This is a genomic window from Bacillus sp. EB106-04-02-XG92, from assembly GCF_058791995.1.
In genome coordinates this window covers 15,296-38,908 of sequence record NZ_JBYTEA010000014.1, presented here as the reverse complement: position 1 = coordinate 38,908, position 23,613 = coordinate 15,296, and the positions used below count along the sequence as shown (strand labels likewise).

General features: G+C 32.0%; 20 protein-coding genes and 1 pseudogene. 13 read left to right on the top strand and 8 right to left on the bottom strand.

Features of this window, described 5'->3' with window-relative positions; genetic code table 11:
* Nucleotides 1-55: 55 nt before the first annotated feature.
* From AC3WVA_RS24765 to AC3WVA_RS24725, 9 genes are all read left to right on the top strand, one after another.
* Nucleotides 56-496, top strand: a complete 441-nt coding sequence (locus AC3WVA_RS24765) for an Lrp/AsnC family transcriptional regulator (RefSeq protein ID WP_000344587.1) — start codon at nucleotides 56-58, stop codon at nucleotides 494-496.
* A gap of 203 nt (nucleotides 497-699) precedes the next feature.
* Nucleotides 700-1,281 carry a cysteine hydrolase family protein gene (locus AC3WVA_RS24760; protein WP_000872528.1) on the top strand — a complete coding sequence of 194 codons (582 nt, stop codon included), beginning with the start codon at nucleotides 700-702 and terminating at the stop codon, nucleotides 1,279-1,281.
* An 82-nt stretch (nucleotides 1,282-1,363) separates the two neighbouring features.
* Nucleotides 1,364-2,392 (top strand): hydrogenase expression/formation protein HypE, encoded by a 1,029-nt coding sequence (hypE, locus tag AC3WVA_RS24755; protein WP_087967751.1) that lies wholly within the window; start codon nucleotides 1,364-1,366, stop codon nucleotides 2,390-2,392.
* Between the two features lie 10 nt (nucleotides 2,393-2,402).
* Complete coding sequence (hypF, locus tag AC3WVA_RS24750; protein WP_098346219.1) at nucleotides 2,403-4,733, top strand: carbamoyltransferase HypF; 2,331 nt, start codon at nucleotides 2,403-2,405, stop codon at nucleotides 4,731-4,733.
* A 79-nt stretch (nucleotides 4,734-4,812) separates the two neighbouring features.
* A complete protein-coding gene (gene ectB / locus AC3WVA_RS24745; RefSeq protein ID WP_000261666.1) occupies nucleotides 4,813-6,078 on the top strand; it encodes a diaminobutyrate--2-oxoglutarate transaminase in 1,266 nt (421 codons plus the stop codon).
* A 107-nt stretch (nucleotides 6,079-6,185) separates the two neighbouring features.
* Entirely contained in the window at nucleotides 6,186-6,788 is a 603-nt protein-coding gene (gene fic / locus AC3WVA_RS24740) for a protein adenylyltransferase Fic (protein WP_048525267.1), read from the top strand.
* Nucleotides 6,789-7,623: 835 nt separating this feature from the next.
* A complete protein-coding gene (gene sdaAB / locus AC3WVA_RS24735) occupies nucleotides 7,624-8,322 on the top strand; it encodes an L-serine ammonia-lyase, iron-sulfur-dependent subunit beta (protein WP_087959014.1) in 699 nt (232 codons plus the stop codon).
* A 22-nt stretch (nucleotides 8,323-8,344) separates the two neighbouring features.
* Nucleotides 8,345-9,235: an L-serine ammonia-lyase, iron-sulfur-dependent, subunit alpha gene (sdaAA, locus tag AC3WVA_RS24730; protein ID WP_000281945.1), complete on the top strand. Its 891-nt coding sequence runs from the start codon at nucleotides 8,345-8,347 to the stop codon at nucleotides 9,233-9,235.
* Between the two features lie 292 nt (nucleotides 9,236-9,527).
* The gene (locus AC3WVA_RS24725) at nucleotides 9,528-10,847 is read left to right on the top strand and encodes an aromatic amino acid transport family protein (RefSeq protein WP_097841756.1); all 1,320 of its coding nucleotides are present in this window, start codon (nucleotides 9,528-9,530) and stop codon (nucleotides 10,845-10,847) included.
* An 84-nt stretch (nucleotides 10,848-10,931) separates the two neighbouring features.
* On the opposite strand, the pseudogene AC3WVA_RS24720 reads toward AC3WVA_RS24725, so the two are convergent.
* Nucleotides 10,932-11,289, bottom strand: a pseudogene (locus AC3WVA_RS24720) (hypothetical protein); the annotation flags it as partial.
* 877 nt (nucleotides 11,290-12,166) lie between these two features.
* On the opposite strand from AC3WVA_RS24720, the gene AC3WVA_RS24715 reads away from it, so the two are divergent.
* Entirely contained in the window at nucleotides 12,167-14,149 is a 1,983-nt protein-coding gene (locus AC3WVA_RS24715; RefSeq protein ID WP_492322251.1) for a methyl-accepting chemotaxis protein, read from the top strand.
* Nucleotides 14,150-14,244: 95 nt separating this feature from the next.
* Here AC3WVA_RS24715 and AC3WVA_RS24710 read toward each other — a convergent pair whose 3' ends face one another.
* From AC3WVA_RS24710 to AC3WVA_RS24700, 3 genes are read right to left on the bottom strand one after another with little or no spacing between them, the layout of a single operon-like run.
* Complete coding sequence (locus AC3WVA_RS24710) at nucleotides 14,245-14,619, bottom strand: hypothetical protein (protein ID WP_033692766.1); 375 nt, start codon at nucleotides 14,617-14,619, stop codon at nucleotides 14,245-14,247.
* Between the two features lie 43 nt (nucleotides 14,620-14,662).
* Complete coding sequence (locus AC3WVA_RS24705; RefSeq protein ID WP_341013448.1) at nucleotides 14,663-15,004, bottom strand: YolD-like family protein; 342 nt, start codon at nucleotides 15,002-15,004, stop codon at nucleotides 14,663-14,665.
* Entirely contained in the window at nucleotides 15,001-16,266 is a 1,266-nt protein-coding gene (locus tag AC3WVA_RS24700; protein ID WP_492322250.1) for a Y-family DNA polymerase, read from the bottom strand. Before AC3WVA_RS24700 ends, AC3WVA_RS24705 begins: the two co-directional genes overlap by 4 nt.
* A gap of 339 nt (nucleotides 16,267-16,605) precedes the next feature.
* Here AC3WVA_RS24700 and AC3WVA_RS24695 point away from each other — a divergent pair, with 339 nt between their 5' ends.
* From AC3WVA_RS24695 to AC3WVA_RS24685, 3 genes are all read left to right on the top strand, one after another.
* Nucleotides 16,606-16,833: a hypothetical protein gene (locus AC3WVA_RS24695; RefSeq protein ID WP_000438639.1), complete on the top strand. Its 228-nt coding sequence runs from the start codon at nucleotides 16,606-16,608 to the stop codon at nucleotides 16,831-16,833.
* A gap of 325 nt (nucleotides 16,834-17,158) precedes the next feature.
* Entirely contained in the window at nucleotides 17,159-17,707 is a 549-nt protein-coding gene (locus AC3WVA_RS24690; protein ID WP_000819414.1) for a fascin domain-containing protein, read from the top strand.
* A 1,492-nt stretch (nucleotides 17,708-19,199) separates the two neighbouring features.
* Nucleotides 19,200-19,535, top strand: coding sequence for a hypothetical protein (locus tag AC3WVA_RS24685; protein WP_000512932.1), 336 nt, complete (start codon nucleotides 19,200-19,202; stop codon nucleotides 19,533-19,535).
* A gap of 485 nt (nucleotides 19,536-20,020) precedes the next feature.
* On the opposite strand, the gene AC3WVA_RS24680 is transcribed toward AC3WVA_RS24685, so the two are convergent.
* The 4 genes from AC3WVA_RS24680 to AC3WVA_RS24665 form a co-directional block, all read right to left on the bottom strand.
* Nucleotides 20,021-20,395, bottom strand: coding sequence for a hypothetical protein (locus AC3WVA_RS24680; protein ID WP_000620455.1), 375 nt, complete (start codon nucleotides 20,393-20,395; stop codon nucleotides 20,021-20,023).
* 696 nt (nucleotides 20,396-21,091) lie between these two features.
* Nucleotides 21,092-21,247, bottom strand: coding sequence for a histidine kinase (locus AC3WVA_RS24675; RefSeq protein ID WP_048525301.1), 156 nt, complete (start codon nucleotides 21,245-21,247; stop codon nucleotides 21,092-21,094).
* Nucleotides 21,247-22,362, bottom strand: coding sequence for a response regulator aspartate phosphatase (locus AC3WVA_RS24670; protein WP_071759494.1), 1,116 nt, complete (start codon nucleotides 22,360-22,362; stop codon nucleotides 21,247-21,249). Before AC3WVA_RS24670 ends, AC3WVA_RS24675 begins: the two co-directional genes overlap by 1 nt.
* A 244-nt stretch (nucleotides 22,363-22,606) precedes the next feature.
* Nucleotides 22,607-23,596, bottom strand: a complete 990-nt coding sequence (locus tag AC3WVA_RS24665) for a LacI family DNA-binding transcriptional regulator (protein WP_000256373.1) — start codon at nucleotides 23,594-23,596, stop codon at nucleotides 22,607-22,609.
* Between the last annotated feature and the right edge of the window lie 17 nt (nucleotides 23,597-23,613).

Genomic DNA, 23,613 nt, shown 5'->3' with positions numbered 1-23,613 from the left:
AAAAAATTTAAGAATTATTAAATGTTTTCTTAATTAATCAAGGGGAGGCCCAGCAATGGATGAAACAGATTTAAAGATTCTTTCTCATCTTCAAGAAAATGCACGTTTAAGTATGGTTGAAATAGGAAAACTGGTAGGTTTGAGTTCCCCTTCTGTTACAGAGCGAGTTAGAAGACTAGAAGAACAGGAGGTTATTACAAGTTATCGCACGATTGTTAATCCGAAAGAATTAAAAAAACATATTACTGCGTTTGTTTTGATGGAACCAAAGGATTGCAACAAATATAAAAAATTCGCAATGGAACATTCAGATGTAGTCGAATGTCACCGTATTGCCGGTATGTATAGTTATCTAACAAAGGTAGTGACGGAATCTGTACATACACTCGAAGACTATATTAATTTGTGTTTAGAGTATGGAAAGCCTACAACCTTAATAGTGCTTTCTTCTCCAGTAGAACATAAATCATTTTTTACAGAGAGTGAAAAACTTTAATTACATATGAGAGATTATTCTAAATAAAAAGCGTAAAATTAATGCCTAATGGGAAATAGAGTCCTATTAGGCATTAATTTTCAGAAAATTTTTTAGAAAATTTAGATAAAAAATAATATTTGACATATTCTTACTACTGGTGGAATAATGAACATTGTATTTTAGAAAAATTAAATTCTTAGTTAATTGGAGGTAGGATTATTATGAAATATGCAGTGCTTACAAATGACTTACAGTACGATTTGGTTAATAAAAATGAGGATAGAATTGCAGCTGTGGAGGCGTTTACGCCTAAAATGGTGTCTTTCTTAAATACTATGAGAGAAAATGATGTTTCTATTATTCACCTGCAGTTAATTAACTTAGAAGATGATCCGAAAGCTGAACGATATGGTGATTTTTTACCAGTCACAAAGGGATCTAAAGGTGCAGAAATCTTACCTGAGTTTCTTCATGAAAAAGATATTATTATGGAGAAAAATAAGGATAGTGGTTTTTTTGAGACAAATCTAGATGAAACCTTAAAAAAATTAGGAGTAGATACAATTATTATTACGGGTATGCAAACTCAAATTTGCGTACAAACAACTGCAGCAGATGGATTTTTCCGTGGTTATAATGTAATCGTACCAGAAGACGCGGTTGTTTCAGCGAAGGCTGAAGATAAAGAACGGGCTTTAAAGTGGTTAGGTTCATATTGTGCAAAGATTATGAGTATCGAGGAAATCTGTAATTCGATTTCTAAAAATGAAGATATTTCTTTTGATGGAGTTGCAATACCGTAAGTAAATACGTTGTAATATCACTTGTTCTATGTAGCAAGTGATATTATTTTTCAAAAATAAAAATGAAAAGGAGTTTTAATAAATGAAATTAACTAAAGATTTAGAAAATATAATTTTAGATCATGGAACAGGAGGACTATTGAGTCAGGATTTAATTAGTTCAATTATTACTGCAAAACTAGAAGATGTTCACCTTGGAAAAATGGAGGATAGTGCCATTCTTGAGGTAAGTAGTAGAAGATTGGCGATGACAACAGACTCTTTTGTTATTGATCCTATCTTTTTTGGTGAGGGAAATATAGGTAAAGTAGCAGTTTGTGGAACGGTTAATGATTTAGCGGTTAGTGGTGCAAAACCACTTTATCTATCATTGGCATTAGTACTAGAAGAGGGTTTTCCAATTAAAGATTTGGAAGAAATATTAGATTCTATAAGAGAGACCGCGAAAGAAGCTGGCGTGTATATTGTTGCTGGGGATACAAAAGTTGTTAAAAAAGGTGAAGTAGACAAAATTTTTATTAATACAACTGGAATAGGAGTTTTTGAAGGAGATGTATCACCATTTTCGGTAAATTCTATTCAAGAAGGTGACGATATCATTATAACAGGACAACTAGGAAACCATAGTATACATATCCTTTCTATCAGAGAAGGATTAGGGTTTGAACAGAGAATAAATAGTGATTGTGCACCATTAAATCATATGATATCAGAGTTAAAAAATCATTTTGGTGATTCTATACATTGTATGCGAGATATTACAAGAGGCGGGTTAGGTACAGTTTTAAATGAAGTCTCAGAAACAATTAATACTGGAATAAAAATACAAGAAAGAGATATTCCTATGTTAGCAGAAACTATTATGGCTGCCGACATGTTAGGTGTTAATCCAATGTATCTAGCTAATGAGGGCAATGTTTGTATGTTTGTGTCTCCAGAGGTAAGTGAGGAAGTCGTGAGGGTATTAAAAAATACTAAATATGGTAAAGAAGCTGCGGTAATTGGTAAAGTTACTCAAACAAAAGAAAGACAAGTGCTCATGGAAGCAAAATCAGGTGAATTGAAACTCATTGAGTTATTATATGGGGCAGAATTACCTCGATTATGTTAGGAGACAATTTATGAAAAAAGTAATAAATATGTTTATAAAAAAGTATCAAGTTAAAGGCATTGTGCAAGGTGTTGGTTTTAGACCTTTTGTATATAGAATAGCAAAAAAATATGATCTAAACGGATGGGTGTTAAATGATTCAAATGGAGTGCTGATAGAAGTAGAAGGGGAACAAAATAATATTACACTTTTTATTCATGATATAGAATTTAATTCCCCAGAATTGGCTTATGTGCAAGAGGTTAAATTGATAGAGGAACAAGAATCCAATAATCGTTATAGCTCTTTTGATATTTTGAGTAGCCAAAAACATAGCAGTAGGCAAACTTTAATATCTCCTGATACTTATGTATGTAATGAATGTTTAGAAGAATTATTTGATCCAACGAATAGAAGGTTTCGTTATCCATTTATTAATTGTACAAATTGTGGACCTAGATATTCAATAATAAAAGATATTCCTTATGATAGACCGTATACTACAATGGTAAAATTTCCTATGTGCAAAGAGTGTGATAAAGAATACAAAGACATATTGGATCGGAGATTTCATGCACAACCAAATGCTTGCTGGAAATGTGGACCACAAGTTCAATTGAAAACAGCAGATGGTACAAATGTCCCCACTGATAATCCAATAGAGAAAACTATTGATTTGTTAAAAAAGGGGAAAATCCTAGCTATTAAAGGGTTAGGTGGATATCACTTAGTTGTAGATCCAATGAATCATGAAGCTGTAAAAGAATTAAGAAAAAGAAAAAAACGGGATGAAAAACCTTTTGCTTTAATGTCATCTCAATTAGATGATGTGAAAAATTTTGCTGAAATAACAAAAAATGAAGAAGCTTTATTAGTATCTAAAGAACGGCCAATTGTGCTATTGAACAAAAAGGAAAATGAGTATATTTCTTCAGATGTTGCACCTAATAATAATACCTATGGGGTAATGTTAGCCTATACACCACTTCATCATCTCATTTTAAGAGGGAATTTTCTTGCATTAATAGCTACGAGCGCCAATGTTTCTGATGAACCAATTGTATATAAAGATGGAGATGCAATTGAGCAGCTAAAAGAAATTGCAGATTATTATTTAGTACACAATAGGGAGATATTCACTAGAGTAGATGACTCTATTGTTAGGGGTATTGATTTAGATGATGAAATAACAAAACTACAAATAATTCGTCGCGCTAGAGGGTATGTACCAAACCCAATTGATTTTAAAGAAGGATCAACTAATGTACTAGCTTTAGGAGCAGAATTAAAGAATACGATTTGCTTAACTAAAGGTGAAAAAGCTTTTATTAGTCATCATATTGGCGATTTAAAAAACTATAAAATTTATGAATCATTTAAAAATACTATAGCTCATTTACAAAAAATCTTTGAAATCAGTCCTTCCGTAATAGCAAGTGATCTTCATCCTGATTTTTATAGTACAAAATATGCATTTGATCAAAAAACTTTACCAGTTGTACAGGTTCAGCATCATCATGCCCACATGGCTTCTTGTATGGTGGATAATCAATTAGATGGTCCTGTTTTAGGAGTTATTTTAGATGGAACGGGTTATGGTGATGATGGGAATATTTGGGGCGGAGAGTTTTTAATCGGTGATTTTCTTAATTATCAAAGAGCGGCATATATCGATTACTTTCAGCTACCAGGCGGTGATAAAGCCGTTAAAGAACCGTATAGAATTGCTTTAGGAATATTGACGCAAATATATGGTGAACAAGTCAAAGAATTACCAATAAAGATAATTTCAGAGCGAAATAATTTTGAACTAGATGTACTTATAAAAATGATTCAAAAAGGAATTAATTCTCCTCTTACTTCAAGTATGGGAAGGCTTTTTGATGCTGTTTCAGCACTATTGGGTGTCCGTGAAACAGTCCAATATGAAGGACAGGCTGCTATTGAGTTGGAGCAAGCAATTGATATCAATAATTCTTCCAATCCTTTATTATCTTATGAAATAGTTGCTTCGAATGGAATTAGAAAAATTGATATAAAACCTATGTTTAAAGAGTTGGTATCTTTGATACTTAAAAATAAGTATACCAAGGGTGAATTAAGCTATCGTTTTCATTATACAATGGTTCAGATGATTACAGAAACCTGTAAACAAATTCGTCAAGAAACAGGGATTAATAAACTAGTTCTTAGTGGGGGAGTATTTTTAAATAAGTTTTTACTTGTAGAAACCTATAAGTCACTTAAGGCTTGTAAATTCGAGGTTTACATGCACAAACAAGTACCTACCAATGATGGGGGAATCTCTCTTGGTCAAGCAGCAATAGCAGCTCATCGCTATAAAGATACGCATTCAGTATAAAATTTAGGATAGAAATTATATAACTTTTCATTATTCTTTGTGAGTATAGCAAAAAAGAAAAATTAGGAGGTGCTCTTTTATGGTAGTTAGTTCAAAAATGGATATATTTAATGAACTGGAATCCCAGGTTCGAAGTTATAGTAGAAGCTTTCCAACGATTTTTACTAAGTCTAAAGGGTATAAATTATGGGATGTAGATGGAAAAGAGTATATTGACTTTTTCTCAGGTGCTGGTGCTCTTAATTATGGACATAATGATGAAAAAATGAAACAGGTATTAATAGATTATCTTTTAGAAGATGGTATTATTCATAGTCTTGATATGGGAACAAGTGCTAAAGTGAACTTTTTAAAGCACTTTAACAAAATTATTTTGGAACCACGTGATTTAGACTATAAAATTATGTTTCCTGGTCCAACAGGTACAAATTCTGTTGAAAGTGCACTGAAAATTGCTCGAAAAGTGACCGGGCGTACAAATATCATAAGTTTTTCTAATGCTTTTCATGGAATGAGTTTAGGATCACTTTCAATAACGAGTAATCATTTTAAGAGAAAGGGTGCTGGAGTACCACTAAATAATAGTATTATCATGCCGTATGAAAATTATTTAGATTCTCTTAATTCTTTATCATATTTAGAAAAAGTATTAGGTGATAGCGGAAGTGGAGTGGATTTACCTGCTGCAATTATTCTAGAAACAGTTCAAGGTGAAGGTGGTTTAAATACCGCTAGCTCCCAATGGTTAAAGGGAATTGACAGACTGTGTAAAAAATATAATATATTATTGATTGTTGATGATATTCAAGCAGGGTGCGGACGTACGGGTACATTTTTTAGTTTTGAACCTGCGAACATTAAACCAGACATAATTTGTTTGTCAAAATCTATAAGTGGCATTGGCCTTCCGATGGCTATTACACTAATTAAACCAGAATATGATAAGTGGGAACCAGGAGAACATAATGGAACGTTTCGAGGGAATAATCTAGCATTTTTAGCAGCTACAGAAGCATTGAGTTATTGGCAAGATATAGAGTTTATTAATGCTTTAAAATGGAAAAGTGAAAAAATAACTAGTTTTCTTAATGGGATTTGTTTAAAATATCCCCAACTTCAAGGAGAAGTACGAGGGAGAGGCTTTATGCAAGGAATAGCGTGTAATACTTTTGGAATAGCTAAAAAAATCTGCTCAGTTGCATTTGAAAGTGGTTTAATTATTGAAACGTCTGGGCCTAATGATGAAGTAATTAAGTTGTTACCTTCTTTAACAATTGATATAGAAGGCTTAAGTAATGGATTTGAATTGTTAGAAGAAAGTATTTCTAATATTATAAAAGAGTAACTGGGTAATAAATAAAACTATGGCTAGAAGTTTCATCAAGAATTTAGTCACACAAGAAGATTTGGATATGGTAAAAGAATTAATGGTAGAAAAAGAGGAGAGTGACTGTGCTAGAAAATGAATTAGGTATCAAAAATCAATTGGAATTGAACCGAGTGGAAGAACGTTTATCAAAAATGAAAGCCAAAGATATATATGATTCAGGAGAAATAAACCACATAGAAGTTGGCACATTTAAGGGTCTTTCTCACATTCATAATTATCTATTTGAGGATATTTATTTCTTTGCTGGAAAGGTTCGCAAGGTTAATCTTGCGAAGGGGAACTTTCGATTTGCTCCTGTTATGTATCTAAGTCATTCACTAGAACATATAAACACTATGCCACAAACAACTTTTGATGAAATCGTTGAGAAGTATGTTGAAATGAATATTGCTCACCCTTTTAGAGAAGGAAATGGTAGAGCGACTAGAATATGGTTAGATTTAATTTTTAAGAATGAAATTCAACAGGTGGTTGACTGGACTAGAATTGATAAAGAAGATTATTTACTGGCAATGGAACGCAGCCCAATTAAAGATATTGAAATTAAGCATTTACTCCAAAATGCACTAGTAGATAAAATTAATAGCCGTGAAGTATTCATGAGAGGCATTGATATTAGTTACTATTATGAGGGATATACTGAATATGATATAGAGGATTTATAAATAAAAAAGGGCTGAAATAGCCCTTTTTTATTTGCGTTATGAAGAGGATTTTCATATGAAAATAGTATAAAAAGTCCATATTGTTATATGGGACTTATCTTTCATTTGCGCTAAAACCGACATAATGCTGTACCTTTATAAAAAGAATATATTTAATTTAAACGAGTGAATACTGCTAAAGTATTACTTTATGTTAAGATTCGCAAAAGAAGTCCCTCTTTTCTGATAATAAATATTCATGCTTAATTTATAATTAATATACATTAATTGTTTTATGTTTGATTCGTGTATTCCTTTCCATCTACATGAATCATTTATTGTAACAGCTTTCATGTCCAAAATAAGATGTTCCAACCAAGGACAATATAAGTATTCTTATAATGATTTTCCAATATAATCAATGTGTTAATGAAAGTAACTCTGTGTTATTTTTGCTTTTCTATTAACTAATACAGCTTCAAACAAAGGACATAATTGTTACATACTAAGTGTAATTTATTAACCATTCAAAATTCTGTCTATTCAATCTTTCTAAAAATAAAAAAAGATTGAACTCATAAATATACAAGTTATAATGAGGGCGTCGAGAGATAATTTATAACCTCTAGAGAAAATATCAAACCTCGTTTTGGTTCGAAAATTCTAAAGAACTTGCCAGTAAGTTTCTAAAATTGGACATACTGATATGATTACTATATGAAGGGTTGTGGATCAAAAGGAAAGTTTATTCAACTCAACAAAGAAAGCGCTATCAAACAGATCTTATTTTCAATTGATCAGTCTAATAACTTAGATTCAACAGCAATTAAAAATAATAAACTATGGGGGTGCTTATATGAACATAAATGTAGCATCTATTAAAGAAAAAAAGGTTGTTAAATACAAAAGCTGTTTTGACGTGATTGGTCCGGTAATGATAGGTCCTTCGAGTTCACATACTGCAGGGGCTTTGGCTATTGGAGCAGTTGCAAATAAATTATTTCAAGATCTTCCAAAAAAAGTCGTGGTTAGGTATTATGAATCATTTGCTGAAACCCATAAAGGACATGGAACTGATTTTGCGATTATTGCTGGGATATTAGGATTTGCAGCCGATGACAGCAAAGTGCCAGATGCTATTAAAATAGCAAAATCTAAAGGGATTGATATTACTTTTATTGAAAAATCAGGTGATAGTCCTGCCGGTCATCCAAATACGGCAGATGTATATTTAGAGGATGACAGTCGAAGTATTAGAACGATGGGTATTTCGGTTGGTGGTGGATTAATTGAAATTAAACATGTTGAAATTGACGGATTTAGCTTAGAACTGCAGGGGCCATTGCCAGTTGTTATTGCGATTTCAGAAAGAGCTGACTTTGAATTTATCTTACGCAGGATCTTTAAACAATATGATGTGGAAATTAATAATTTTTATAGTTTGGAAGAAAATAGAAAATTTTTATTTGTATTCGCATTAGATTCAATATTGCCTGTTAATATTCAGGAGGAGTTAAGAAATTTAAGCAATATAGCTAATCTCATTATTCTTTAGTTACATTAAGGAGTGAAAAAATATGTATATGTCCATAAAAGAAATTGTGGATGCAGCTAATAAAAGCCAAAAGCCAATTTATGAATTAGCAATTGAACAGGAAATGGAACAAACTAAATCTACTTATGAAGAAGTTTTGAATAAAATGGAACGAAATTTAGCGACTATGAAAAATGCTATAAATAAAAGTATTGAGGGCGACGGGGTATTTTCTCCGACTGGTTTAACTGGAGGGGATGCTGTTAAAATTAAAAATTATCGAGAAAATAGGAAAACTCTTTCTGGAGATTTGATGGTGTTAGGGATCCAAAGTGCTATTGGTGTTAATGAAGTAAATGCTGCATTAGGAGCTATTTGTGCAACTCCAACAGCAGGTGCGAGTGGAACGATTCCGGGAGTTCTATTTAGTATTAAAGATACGTTAGATTTAAGTCATGAAGATATGATTCATTTTCTATTCACTTCAGCGTTATTTGGAACAATAGTCGCAAACAATGCTTGTATATCAGGAGCGTACGGAGGATGTCAAGCTGAAATAGGAAGTGCCTCAGCGATGGCGGCTGCAGCTGCAGTAGAAGCTGCGGGTGGAACGCCACAGCAATCTTCTGAAGCTTTTTCAATTGCGTTACAAAATTTACTCGGTTTAGTTTGTGATCCAGTCGCTGGTTTGGTAGAAATTCCTTGTGTAAAGAGAAACGCCATTGGGACGGCAAATGCTTTAGCAGCAGGGGACATCGCATTAGCCGGTGTAAACAATATCATCAATGCTGACGAAGTTATTGAAGCGATGTATAGAGTTGGAAGACAGATGCCTCGCGAATTAAGAGAGACAGGTTTAGGTGGAATTGCGGCTACACCTACAGGGATTGCCATTAAAAATAAAATATTTGGGGAGAAACAATCAAATCAATGAACAGTTAACGTCTATATTGTGAAATAGTTAACAATCTATTCTCTATTGTTCGCTTAAGGATTTCTAGATATTGGGGAATTATCAATAATATATCCTACTATATAATTGAAACATTTTGTAAGTGGTAACAAACTCGTCAGGTTGATGCCTCGTAAATTTTTTAATGTTGATCAACTTAAAAGAAGGATATACGATGTGGCGCACTTTATAAACAATTCATTTTTAAAGAACGGTCTATATTTCGATGCCTTAAATAGAGAAGTAAGAATAGGACACTAGGAGGAATTATTATATGAATGGGAATACTGCAAAAAACATAGAATTTCAAGCTGATAATACTACAGGAAAAAATAAGAAATATCTAGACCCTAAAAAGTGGCATAAACAGGATACTACCTGGGCATTGAGTCTATTTGGAACAGCAATTGGAGCAGGAGTACTCTTCTTACCGATTAATGCAGGTTCAGGTGGTTTATTATCGTTGCTGATAATTACTATACTTGCATATCCTGTTATGTATTACTCACATAGGGCGCTTGCTAAAATGATATACGCTTCGAATTCTGCCGACGAGGGGATTACAGGAACAATAAGAGAGTATTTCGGTAATAAAGCAAGTATCATTTTTAACATCGTATATTTCGTCTCAATTTATACGATCGTGCTGATGTATTCGGTTGCACTTACAAATACTGCAAGTAGTTTTATTGTGCATCAATTGCACATGCCGGAGCCTCCAAGGGCTATTTTATCACTTGTATTAGTACTCGGTCTTATCACTATACTAAATTTTGGTCAAGATATTACTGTAAAGATAATGAGCATGCTAGTATATCCTTTCATTGCTTCTCTACTTTTTATTGCAATATCATTAATTCCACAATGGAATACTTCAATGCTAAGTTTTTCAAGTGTTTCTACTGCTTCAACTGGAACAGGATATTTCGGAATGATTTGGATGATTCTACCAATCATCGTATTCTCGTTTAATCATTCTCCTATGATTTCGTCATTTGTTATGAAACAGAGAGCTACGTATGGAATAGACGCTACTGATGCTAAGTGTGCTCAAATACAAAAAGTTTGTTATATCATGACATTCGCTGTTGTTATGTTCTTTGTGTGGAGCAGTACTTTAAGTTTGACTCCAGATGATCTTAAGGTGGCGAAAGAACAGAATTTGTCAATTCTATCATATCTTGCTAATGAGCTTAATTCGCCTGTAATCACGATTGCAGCTCCTATCATTGCGTTTGTGGCTATTACAAAGTCTTTCCTTGGCCATTATATAGGAGCGTATGAGGTAATGCGTGACATGATTATCAAGTCCGGTAAAAAACGTGGGAAAGATATAGGAGAAAAAACAGTTAAGACAATGATTCTTACTTTTGTTGTACTAACATGCTGGTATGTTGCTTATACAAATCCAAGTATTCTTGGAATCATTGATGCCCTTAGCGGTCCGTTAGTCGCTGCTATCTTATGTCTACTACCGATGTATGCGATTCGTAAAGTACCAGTACTAGCAAAATACAGAGGGAAAATGAGCAATGTATTTGTAATTATTATAGGGATACTTACTGTTCTAGCAAGTATTAAGTCATTATTCTAATTCACTATTGTTAGTTCTAATGCAAAAATAGTAGGATATGAAAAGAGAATAAAAGACTTTTAGCGGAACTGAAGTATATATTGTTTACCCAGAGAGATTATGGTTTTGGACAAACTTTTCACCTTGGATAGTTTGTCCTTTTTTGATTATATGCATAACTTCTATGCCTAAGATATCAATGATTGTTTTCTTCTTATGCCTATGGGATTTTCGTCCGTTTTTCTGTAAGAGATTAAACAGACGAAACAATATCTTTGTTAATTCTTAGGTGTCTTCTGTAAAGATTGATAAAGAAGTGAAAAATAATCTTTTATGATATAAATCGCTTTATATTCGCTTAGTTCTCGTTCCTTCTTGCTGAGAGTAGTTGGCGCATTTGAAACATGGTGGGAGAACAAAGAAAGGTGCTAATTAATCGTCCATACAAATGACATTCAAGTCGTCCTTAATTAATGTACACCCAAAATGTTAGACAAGAACAACAATTGGGGTGTACTTTTTTATGGTTAAATTTTCGCGAGAGGAAAAAGTAATGGTAGTAAGAAGGTGTTTAGATGGAAATGATGGAGCGAAGAGACGTGCAAAATCTATAAAGGTTCATCCAAGTGTAATTCAGCAGTGAGGTAGTTCAAAACAGTTTATTTCGCAAAATACATATGAATTGGTGCTGTTATTCATTTGAATCATGATCTAAATGCTAGCCCAAAAAAGTTCGCAATCTATTATTAGTAATTCATAAAGATAAGATAATGAAAAAATATTTTTTCATTTTAATATTTAAAACTTATGTATACGTGTTACAATGAAGTCCTCCAATTTATTTTATTCTTCTATTTAGAATTTATGGTTTAGTTTCCAATAATACAAAAGTGGCTGTAGTAAATAGATAAATGAATGAAGTGAAGCGGTTAGAGTGGTTAAAAGGCTGTTAAGCATAATTATCCAAAAAATAAATTCACTTAGTTAAGTTTTAGGGGTTTATTATGGTAAGGATTTCATCAAATTTGAATAGTTCTAGATTAAACTTTTGATCCAATTAAAGTCAAAAATAATCTTTTAAATGAAGTCTATGTTTCATCCAGTTAATTTAGAATAATTCGTAGCCTTAACATTGCTTAATATAGCAAAATAACATATTCGAAAGGTGGATAGATAAAACTCCGCTTGTAAAAACCAAATTGTTATATAAGAAGATATATGTAAAAGGATATAACGGTAATTTCATTTCGAATGATACCATAAATGAATGTAGAAAAAATAAAGGAGCAAACAATTAAATAAACTATATCAGTTGTAAGAATGAAAGGGAGAAGTAGAGAGTGTTTAAAATAAAAGAAAGATTGGAACAAATGAAGCTTAAAACGAAGTTGTCTATGGCATTTATTGCAATATTAATTATACCTAGTCTTATCGTGGGAATAGCATCTTATGATGAGGCGAAAACAGATCTTAATGATACAATTCTACAATCTGCGAAAGATAATGTGAGTATTTTAAATAAGATAGTTGATGATGAATTAGAAAATAAACATGTAGATGTAACTCATTTTGCAAAGATACTTACACAAGGTGATTATAACGCTAACCAATTGCAAAATGTGCAAGGTAAATTTGATCAATATATACAGTTACATCCAGAGATAGAAACAATTTATACTACATCTAGTAATAATCAATTTATTCATGCGCCCGTTGGAAAAATACCTGAAGGATTTAACCCATTAGAAAGTAGTTGGTATAAGGATGCAGTAAAAGCTAATGGAGAGATTATTGTTTCGTCTCCCTATAAATCAAAGGCTACAGGCAATATGGTAATAGCAATTGCAAAGCAAAATGCTGATAAAAGTGGTGTCATTGGTGTGGACTTGAATATTAATGATATCGTAAAAACTTCTAAAATGATAAAAATAGGAAAACAAGGATTTGTATCTATAGTAAGTCAAGATAAGACTATAGTTGTTCATCCTACACTTAAGCCAGGTGAGAAATTAGAGAAATCATTAGCAGATGAACTATACAAGAAAGAAGATGGAGTAATTACTTATAGCCTTAATGGTGAGGATCGAAACATAAGCTTTAAAACAAACAAAAAAACAGGTTGGAAAATAGCTGGTGTAATGCCTATTAAAGAAATTGAAGAAGCTACCAATCCTATTTTTTATAAAACACTCACTATAATAGGGGCTTCATTGTTGTTAGGTGGAATTGTAATTTTCTTCATTCTTAAATCTATTATTAATCCATTAAGACAATTAGTTATTTCAGCTCAAAGAATTAGTCATGGAGATTTAACTGAGAAAATAAATATTCGTTCAAAGGATGAACTTGGTCAATTAGGTGGTAGTTTCAATACAATGGCAGAGTCGTTACGTAATATAATTTCTCAAATTAACACATCTGCAGGACATGTGGCTGCTTCATCTGAGGAACTAACCGCTAGCGTAGAGCAAGCCAGTGTTGCGACAGAACAAATTACAAAAGAAATGGAAGAAATATCGAATAGTGCAGAAGTTCAAAATAATGAAGTGGCGTCTGGAGCGAATTTAATTGGTGAGGTAACACGAAACATTCAATGCGTAGCTGATAATGCTTCTGAAGTATCGGCTTCATCCGTATACACAAAACAAAAAGCCAATGAGGGTGAACAATTAGTAGAACAAACTGTAACGCAAATGCAGTCAATCCATTATTCTGTTTCTCAATCTGATAATGTAATTAAATTATTAGATAAGAAATCGCAGCAAATCGGAAGTATATTAGAAGTAATTCAAAATATTGCAGCACAAACAAATTTATTAGCATTGAATGCAGCGATTGAAGCGGCAAGGGCAGGAGAACAGGGGCGTGGCTTTGCAATTGTTGCCGATGAAGTCAGGAAGTTAGCGGAGCAATCATCCGAATCTTCAATGGAAATTGGAAGTTTAATTAATGAAATACAAGCAGATGTACATGAGACTGTAAAAGCTATGAATGAAGTAGTAGTTGAAGTGCAGTCAGGGATTCAGGTTGCGAATGATACAAAACAAAGTTTTTATGAAATTTCAAAATCTGCAAATGATATCGTGTCAAAAGTATATGGTATGGTGGAATTATCAAATAAAATGACAAGTGATGTAATGGAAGTTGATACATCAATTAATCAAATATCTATGGCTGTGAAAGAGAATTCTTCAAGTATGCAAACGATAGCCGGTTCATCTGAAGAACAACATGCTTCTATGGAAGAGATAAATTCTTCAGCAATACAATTAGCACAGATGGCCGAAGAACTTCAAGAATTAATTGGTGGATTTAAGATATAAGTTCAGAATCTAGGATAGAATCCTAGATAGTGTGTTTAAGGATAGAAGTTAAAAATCTTATAACGATAAAAGGAGCAAATTAATTTGCTCCTTTTTTACTTGAATTCGACATGAAATTTAGTATCAATGATTCCAAAAGCAACTTTACATGGGAACGGATTTCTCCCTGTTGAAGCAGCACACATACATGAAAGTACCCAATATTCCAATTCTAAAGGTAAGCGGAATGCTTGGATACTACCATCATTGTTTTTTACTGTTACAATCGGTGTATTTACCCTAGTTGTAGCGAAACCATCTGTCGTTATCATCGCTACTGCATCATTATTATGAAAACCAGCGCTTAAAATCTCGTAAGTTATTCCATCTTTCTCATTGATAATCATAGGTATATTTAAATAGGGATAGTTATTTATATCATTATGAATAATGGTTCTCGCTGTATTCTTTCTTATCTGATTCCCTTGCATTTTATATGCTCCTTTATAATACTCCAAAGATAATCACCTAAATCTATTTTACGTCTATTATATTCGGAAATTGTATTGTCATCTTATTATAGAAAGCATCAGTACATATGATAGAGCTATGTAATGGATTTATATCGATAACGGTCATATAGTTGGTGAGTAAATAACCATCTTCATAATATGTAATTAATATCTCTTCTTCAGATAGCAACGAACATAGTAACATGTTCTCAATCAGTTCTTTCTTTTCAGAGGTTAAAATGGGACGCGCTACTTTATTTTTCTCTTTGATCATTTCATGTATTCCGACGAATTGTTCTGGCATTGCTGCAAACGGCGTCCATTTTATCATTCCTCTGCCTTTTGGCATATTAGCGTTGTTCATGCTTTGTGTCCCCCTAACAGTGTGTTTCTGTATCTTGCTGTTGCATTATTTGTATAGGAAATTCCTCTTAATATGCTATTTTTTCCAAACTTTGTGCGTATTTCATCCATTACTTTCGTTAGCTTTATTTCTTTTTCTCGTTGTATGATGTTATCAAAAAGGGAAATTTGTTCTTCTCCTTCACCAATTAGTTTTGTTAGAGAAATAGTAATACTTCTAATTGGTTCTCCAGTATATTGTTGATGTAGAAAATATAGACAAACTTGATAAATGTCCATGGTTAAGTTAGTGGGACGGCTTAAGGTATGTGTTTTGCTAAAGCCACCCGAATAACTTTTACTATATCCAATTGAAAATTGAACAGTTTGAGCAAGTTTGTTTTGTTGTCTTAACCGATAGCAAACTTCTTCGGTATGTTCCAGTAGGATAATCGGAAATTCTTCTATTGTATAATCACGCATTAAAATTTGGCTTTTTCCTATAGAAGTTGTAACCGGAACATATTTCTCTGAAATTCGACTAAAATCAATCCCATTACTATGTAAGTGTAATTCTTCGCCAATCACGCCGAAGCTTTGTTTTAAATATTTAAGAGGATAATTAGCTAAATCTCCAATTGAATGTATCCCTTTTTGATTTAATTTTGTTTCTGTTTTATGCGAAATCCCCCAAAACTTACTAAGTGGTCGTATGCTCCATAATTTTGTAGGTATATCTTCGTATTTCCAATAAGCGATTCCGTCTTTCTTTTTCTTTGCTTCAATATCTAAGGCCACCTTACTCATCAATAGGTTAGGTGCAATCCCGATTGTGCATTCAATTCGTGTATGTTCATATATTTCACGTTTAAACTGTAATGCAAATTCATTTGGATTCCGGGCAAATAGATGAATGCTATCGGTAATATCCATAAAAAATTCATCGATGCTGTATTGATGAAAGTCTTCAATAGGAACATATTGTAGAGCTAACTTCGTTATGTAATTGGAGCACTTAATATAGGTTCCCATAATTGGATTCACAATAAGAATATCTTTTTGTCGAGGAATCTCATATAGCCTTGCCAACTTCTTTACTCCCATTGCTTTTAAAGGTGGAGTTGCGGCTAAAACAATGGACCCATTTCGATTCACATCACCAACTACAGCTAATTTTGTATGAAGTGGGTCTAATCCCATTTTGATGCAACTAACAGAAGCATAAAAGCTACGAAGATCAACACATAAAATGATTCTATCCGGTAAAATTGAATAGTCATACACTATAACTCCTCCTAATAATAACAAGAACATTTGTTCTTATTTCTGTTCTTATTATACACGAACTTATGTTCTTTCATGAAGTGGTTTTTGAAAAAAATATTTAATTATATGTAGTAGAAATATGTTGAACGACAGAGAGAAGTAACAGCTTAATGTTATTGAAATTTGTAGGATATAAACTGTATTATTTATTTTGGGTAGTGCAGGAAGAAAATGCTGGGAGGATGTAAGGTATATTATTTTTTCAAAAAGTTACAGTAATTTATCGTAAAAGAGGTTGCGATTACGAGTTTATGTGAAAATATAATTTCAAATAGATTTTAGGAGGACGTTTCATAAATGGAGCAGGTTATACAAGAGTTTTTTTCTCCAAGTAAAAACTATAAGGTTCAAATCATTAAAAGAAAAGATGGGCTATACACAACAGAAGCTTATAGATGGATGGAGGATTGTGGATATGAATTTTGGAGTTATATATCACAAGGATTGACTTTGATAGATAGTGAGGAACATGCGCGAAAGATTGCTATGGAGCAACTAAAGGAATGTTCAAGAGATGAGTTTTAAAATACCCTATTTTATCTGTAAAATTATGAAGGAGTATGTATGATGTTTTATGAAAATAAAGAAGTGAATTTTATTTAATCTCATTTATTTTATAGGAATTATAAGTTATACTAAAAGTAGGTGCAAAAATGCACTATTTGAAAAAGAGTGCAAGGCAAAAAAGAATCCGTAAAGGATTCTTTTTTTGTTTTTAGAAAATGATAAATTTGAGAAAAAAGAAACAGAATAATAAGGTATTTGTTGATAAAGACCCTCTTTTATTACAAAATTTTACATATTTAGTATAGTGTATATGAGTGCTATATATATTAAGGGAGGAATGGGAATGAAGAGGTTCATAACTCATGCAAATGGTAATAAAATCTTTAAAAAGTTAGTTTTAATGGTTTTGCCAATGGTTCTAATGATAATGATGATAACCCCATCGAATGGTGCATTGGCAGCCGACCAATCAAATACCGATTCACTAAAAGGTGTGAGTCTATTTAATGGAAGTTGGACTGTTGCTATACAAGCTGCAAATTTACAATATGTTTCTGCTGAGCCATCGGGAAATGTGGTAGCAAATCGTAGTGCAGTTAATGAATGGGAGAAATTCGAATTAATTCCGACTGGAGAATTATATACGTTTGCTTTAAAAACGAAAAGTAATGGAAAGTATGTTTCGTTTGAGCCAAATGGTAGAGTAGTAGCAGATCGTACATCAATTGGGGCATGGGAAAAATTTATCTTGTATAATGGTGGAGATAATAGGATATATGTATTACAAGCGTTAAGTAATGGTAGATTTATATCGGCAAATGGTGGTAGAGAATTAACAGCTAATAGTTATGTAGCTGGAAGCTGGGAAAGATTTGTTATTGTGTATTTCTAAATTTTGAAGTGTTTTATATATAAATAATAATGACTGGTTTAGTTTAAATGCATGCTAAATAAAGAGTTAAGTACTTAATACAAGTGTATATTAAGGTGTAAAAAGGATTGCAAGTAATTGTCAGTCCTTTTTGTATGTTAAATAAGTAATTACTGAGGATGTAATGAGAAGAAAAAGAACCCTATCGGGTTCTTTTTCAAGGCATATTAACAGTAAGGAGAATCATGAAATGCTACTTCAAATCTTTATTAGGGGAAAGATTTTGAAAAAGCTTAACATACATCTATTTTTACATAAATGTAAGATATAGTAAATTGATAATCTTTATACTTACTATTACTAATATTCAATTAAGATAGTTAACACTATGTGTATACTGTTAACTGATGTTTAGTGTAGTATATATTTAGAAATTCTAACTAACATTTAAACACTTTTTATTGAAATTTGGTGCGTAATGATTCTTATAAGCCAAATAAAATAAACAAAGACCCTGTAAAAATACAGGGTCGGATATAGGGTTAAGGGAACGCATAGTTTCTTAAAAACATAATAGCATATATTTTTTGTATAGTTATATGAGGATTTTGACAAAATTAAGAACAAGACAGAAAATTTTTAAGAAATTATATTGGTGGAGATATGATTTGGAAGTGAATTGTTTATCTGTTGATATAGATGAAAACTTTGGAGCACCGTGATCAAATTTTCTTTAAATAAGGAGTTTAGGTTATTGAGGTAATTGGATCTTTTTGAAAAAGAAAAATGTTTTTCAATTAAAAGAAGAAAAGACACCTTTTGAGTGTCTTTTCTTTTGGGGTACAGCTCACATATTGCTGAATTTGATACGAAACCATAATTCAACTATGAAATAAACAACTTAAGAAAGTTTAACATAATATGGGCTGAAAAGAATATGTAATAGTGCATTTTTAGTTTTCAATTGCTGTATTGGATTTAAAAAAGCAGTATAAATAAAAAGGGCATGCAGTCGTATCTGCCGCCCCTTTTTAGGAGGAATTCAAGACACCAATAGAACACGTATTGGTAAAAAGGCTCAAAAATAGTATATGTAAAAAGAAAAAGTCCTATACCAAAAGTGGACTGAGCTATATCTTTATTACTTGTTTAAAAATTAAATTCCATTCCTTTCAAAATCAGTACGGTAAACATATGGTTTGGAATGAATTTAGAAAAAGTATACATGAAAATGGCAGACAACAATTTTGTCGTCTGCCAGTGCCAATGGACTGAATGAGTTAGTCAATTACTATAAATTTACTACCCCATTACCAGAAGAGTGAAGCCGCTAGTTCAAACGGCTTAAACCTAGTTTGCCTAATAAAGAGAAAATTATGAGAGGAAATTTTGTTTGCACTATATGAAAAGATAATTAGATATTCATCAGACAAGGATAATACAGCATACCTTGAATAGGGTGTAGGAACGAATTAAGGAAAAGAATGTGATTAAGGAAGGGACTGAATCGGGAGTGGGAATTTCGGACAGGATTTGGGGAGCCGTGGTTGCCTTGGGCATTGCGACTAATATCGTTGCTTGTATAATGGCAGTATACATTCAAAAATATGAGCTAATGATAAACTACCTTACAAATATTTTATTTTTAATAATAATAGCGATAACGTATATTAAGATGAAAATTAACAAGTGGGTGGCGTTAGGATTTACGTTAGTTGTAATGGAAAAAGGTATTAAGGCAGGTTATGATTTCTACACACATGATTACTATGGTGTCAGTTGGAGTTTAGCTATCATTGTCTATTGCATATACGAGATGAAAAATTATTATGCTGAAACAAATAAATAGCCACAAAAAATAAGAGTTAGTAGGCGGAATTCTTGTTAATGTATACAATTTTTTTAAACAATGATATTACGGTCCTGTTTTTTACTTCAATAGCAAAAAAAAGACGCCATAAGGCGCCCCCAAATTGGGTAAATGAGGTTTTAGTTTTCCAATCTAAAGAAATTATGTATCAGCTCACAATGAGAGTATATCATAATATACAATCTAAAAAATATGTATTATTACATATATGAGTTTAACAAAAGTAAGATGGGAGTAAATTAAAATAATATAAAAAAGACACTACAAGAGTGTCTTTTTTGAGAAAATACTCTATAATTAACTTTGGGGAAGGTAATGTTAGAGTATATATTTAGCATTATCTTTATATTTGATAAGCCATGAAATCAAAAGATTTTGTGGTTTATTTTTTGAACAATAGATATTATATTATTGGCAGTGAGCTATTGATCATTATAAGCATTAGGAGAGAAGGGATTAAAAGTCTAACATCGAATAACGGTTCCGGAATATAGCGTTGCGAAATGATCTCCCATATCCCAAACGGTACTTGCTTGTATATAGCCCTTAAAGCCTTCTGAAGAATAATAAATCTCTTTTGGTATACTTTCTTTAGTTTGGAAATGTGCTTTAGAGTATTTTACATAATGGTTTTTAATAACTCTTGATTCTGGAACAATATTGTTTTTTTGTTCCAATGTTTGCCTAGCACTAGAAGGTGGTATAAATCTTAAAGTGTCTTGGTAATTATGATCTAAGGTGTCAGCCTGTACACTGTGTGACGACACAAAGACGCTTAAACTACTTCCCACAATTAATGTTGTAAATGCTAACTTTGAGACTTTCGTTAATCTAATCATTTTATAATCTCCTTTTCATTATTTTGTAAGGTACCTCCTTACACCTCACAGTCTATATCCACTACATAAGGGTGTACATACATATTGATAGACAAAATTCTACAAAATACTTCGTGTTTTTTTGTTTGTGTATAATAATTCAATACTTGATAATTTATAAGAAGTAAAAATGTAGGCCTTATATAAATGAAAATGAATAATTTATGCAGAGCTTGTATATAAAATTATTGTTCAAATATTCTAAAATGAGTTGATAAAAATGGTGTGGTATTATTAGACAATAATTGATTCGATAGGTTGGATTTGAAAAGTGAATTCTCTTTTTGAGCTTTTATTACTTAAAATAACTAAAGAATAAGTACAAGTACATAATTTAAATAAAAAAAGTGAGAAAAATGATAAACATTCTTCTCACTTTCATCAATTAGGGTGGCATATACATAAATATGCGTTTAAGAGGATTTTTGGATGAAAAATCCACATGAATAGTATAACAAAATATTTAAGACTATTCGCATGTAATATTGCATATGAAGAGTCGATAGTTATAATAGTTAGCGTATTTCTATTATTATTTAACAGATTTTCCTAACAGATTCGCCTTCCTTAAGCGTGTACAGAGTGATAAGTGAGAGATAAATTTTGATATGTAAAGCCCCTCCGAATGGAGGGGCTTTACATACACTTACATTAAGTTTATTGTGGTGCACCACCATGATCGCCAACACTATATGTAGGAGCAGGGTAATGTCCATGAGTAGCAAACTGATTCGCTTTAGAAAATTGAGAAATTCCCACCGTTAGAACCCCAATAAAAGCAATACCCGATAATAATAGGCTGATTTTTTTCATTATTTTAACACTCCTTTTTCGATTGATTTTCGTCTTGCTTGGTAACAAATATGGAAATAATCACTTACCTTTTGGTGGTTCTCTAATTGTCTGCATTTTGCGGCAAATATTTCGGCGTATTCGACAACATATTCCCATAATTCTTCTTGCTCAAAGTATAAGATTCCTTCTTGAATGATTTTTTCTAATTCTTCCAGTGGAATATTTTCATTTAATCTTTTTAAAATAGAGAAGTGGTGTGTGTATTCTTCGTTATGAATTCCTCTGCAGATCTGTAATCCCTTATCAATGAGTTTGCTAGCTGCTAATTGTCCTCCTAATTTATAATGTTCCTTAGCCTGTAGGAAGATAGCTTTGAAGTGTGTAGGGATTTTTTCTGTTACTTCTGAAAGGTGACGAATAGCTAACGTAGACATACTTTGATCAGAATACAGCCACCCCATAGTACTTTTTACGTATAACAAGGAATCTTCTTCCCTATTCTTCTGCAGTAATTCAATCGCACAATGCAGATATTCTTCAGCTTGTTCGTACTGCTTTAAATAGATACAGCAACCCCCTAACAAACTATTACAAAAGGCTGTTTTTACTTCATAACCTTCATACTTCGAAAAGATTGCTCTCGATTTATTTGCGTATTCGATAGCAGCGAGCATGTTATAGGTATGATGATAAAAAGTAGCAATTCTATAGTAAAATTCAGCATGTTCAATTTCATCTGGAATGTTTACTAGTATCTTTTCTGCCAGTTTATAATGTTCCTCTGCCTCAGTAAAACTTGATATAAAAGTGGAATGAATGGATTTGAAAAAGTGATAATAGAAGCGTAGAAAATGGTCTGTAGGCATATCGTAATCACTAATAGCATCAAAACTATTTTGTTGAATACCGAGACTATCTGTTAAGACTGTGTAACGAAATTCAAGTAATGAGTAATATAGTAACAAATTTTGATCCTGACGTTCTTGATTTGACTCAATGCTTAACTTATTAATTTTTTCATCAATTTTCTTTTTTAGATTAGTAGCTTTTACAACTTGTTGAGATAGCATAGATCGATACCAGTCGTTCAATAGAGAGGTTAATTGCTCATTGCCCTTTACTGAAACACTCACTATATATTCCCCCATCCTATAGAATTATCATAGTCCTATTAAATTGTAACTATCATAGCAAAATAGAAGGAAAAATGGAGGTATTTTACAATGTTTTTCAATAAAATTCATAAAAAATAATCAATTTGTGTCGAATGTACCTAGAATTTAATGCCTAAAATGATAAAAAGAGGACACATTATTATTTACGTCCTCTTTTTATTTATATTTATTATATAAGTTTAAGCAGAAACTTTTATTTTAATTATGTAGATTCACGAATAATTAAGTTAGTAGGATATTCAATAATTTTTCGTTTAATAGATTCATCTGTATTTATATATAGTAGTATCTCGTTAACGGTACGTTTACTCAGTTCAACAATTGGAATATCAATAGTACTAATTGTTGGGGTTGTAACTGTACAAATTAATTGATTATCATAACCACAAACAGCTAAGTCAGTTGGAATAGAATACCCTTTAATAGTAGCTCCTTTAATGACTCCAGCAGCAACTTGATCATTTCCAGTAAATAATGCAGTAGGTTTATCTTTTAATTTATCTAGCTTCTCAAAAATTTTAAATCCATCATTAATAGTAATTGCATCTCCAAATAGCCAATTTTTATTGAATGGTAATTGTTTTTCTTTTAAGGCATGCAGATAACCTTGTTGGCGTTTTAATTGTGCTTGACTATTAAGAGAGTCAAAACAAAAGCCAATTTTTTTATGACCTTTGCTTATTAAATGTTTAACAGCTTTGTATCCAGCTTCAAATTCATCGTAACAAATTATCGGAATAGGTGCATTTTCCTCATACTCATTACAAAGTATTATGGGCCCATATGCTAAATAATGTTCTATATTTTCCCAACTATTTTCTAGGGATGCGAGAATTACACCATCTACAGCTTTATTCTTTAGTAATGAAAGTAATTCCAGTTCTATTTTTTTCTCATAAAAAGTCTGATAAATTAGTAATTTGTAATTGTGTTTTAATAATTCTTTAGAAATTTCTCTAGCTAATTTTCCGAAAAAGGGATGATCTATATTTGGAATTGATAGAGCAATGGTTTGTGTCTTATTTATCCTAAGATTCCTAGCAATAGCACTAGGAGTATAGTTGAATTCTTGCATTACTTTTATTATTTTCTCACGTTTTTCTGAATTTACATAAGGATGATTATTTAGAACTCTTGAAACCGTAGCATTTGATACATTACATAATTTAGCTATTTCATTAATTGTTACCATAGAGAAACCCTCCGTAA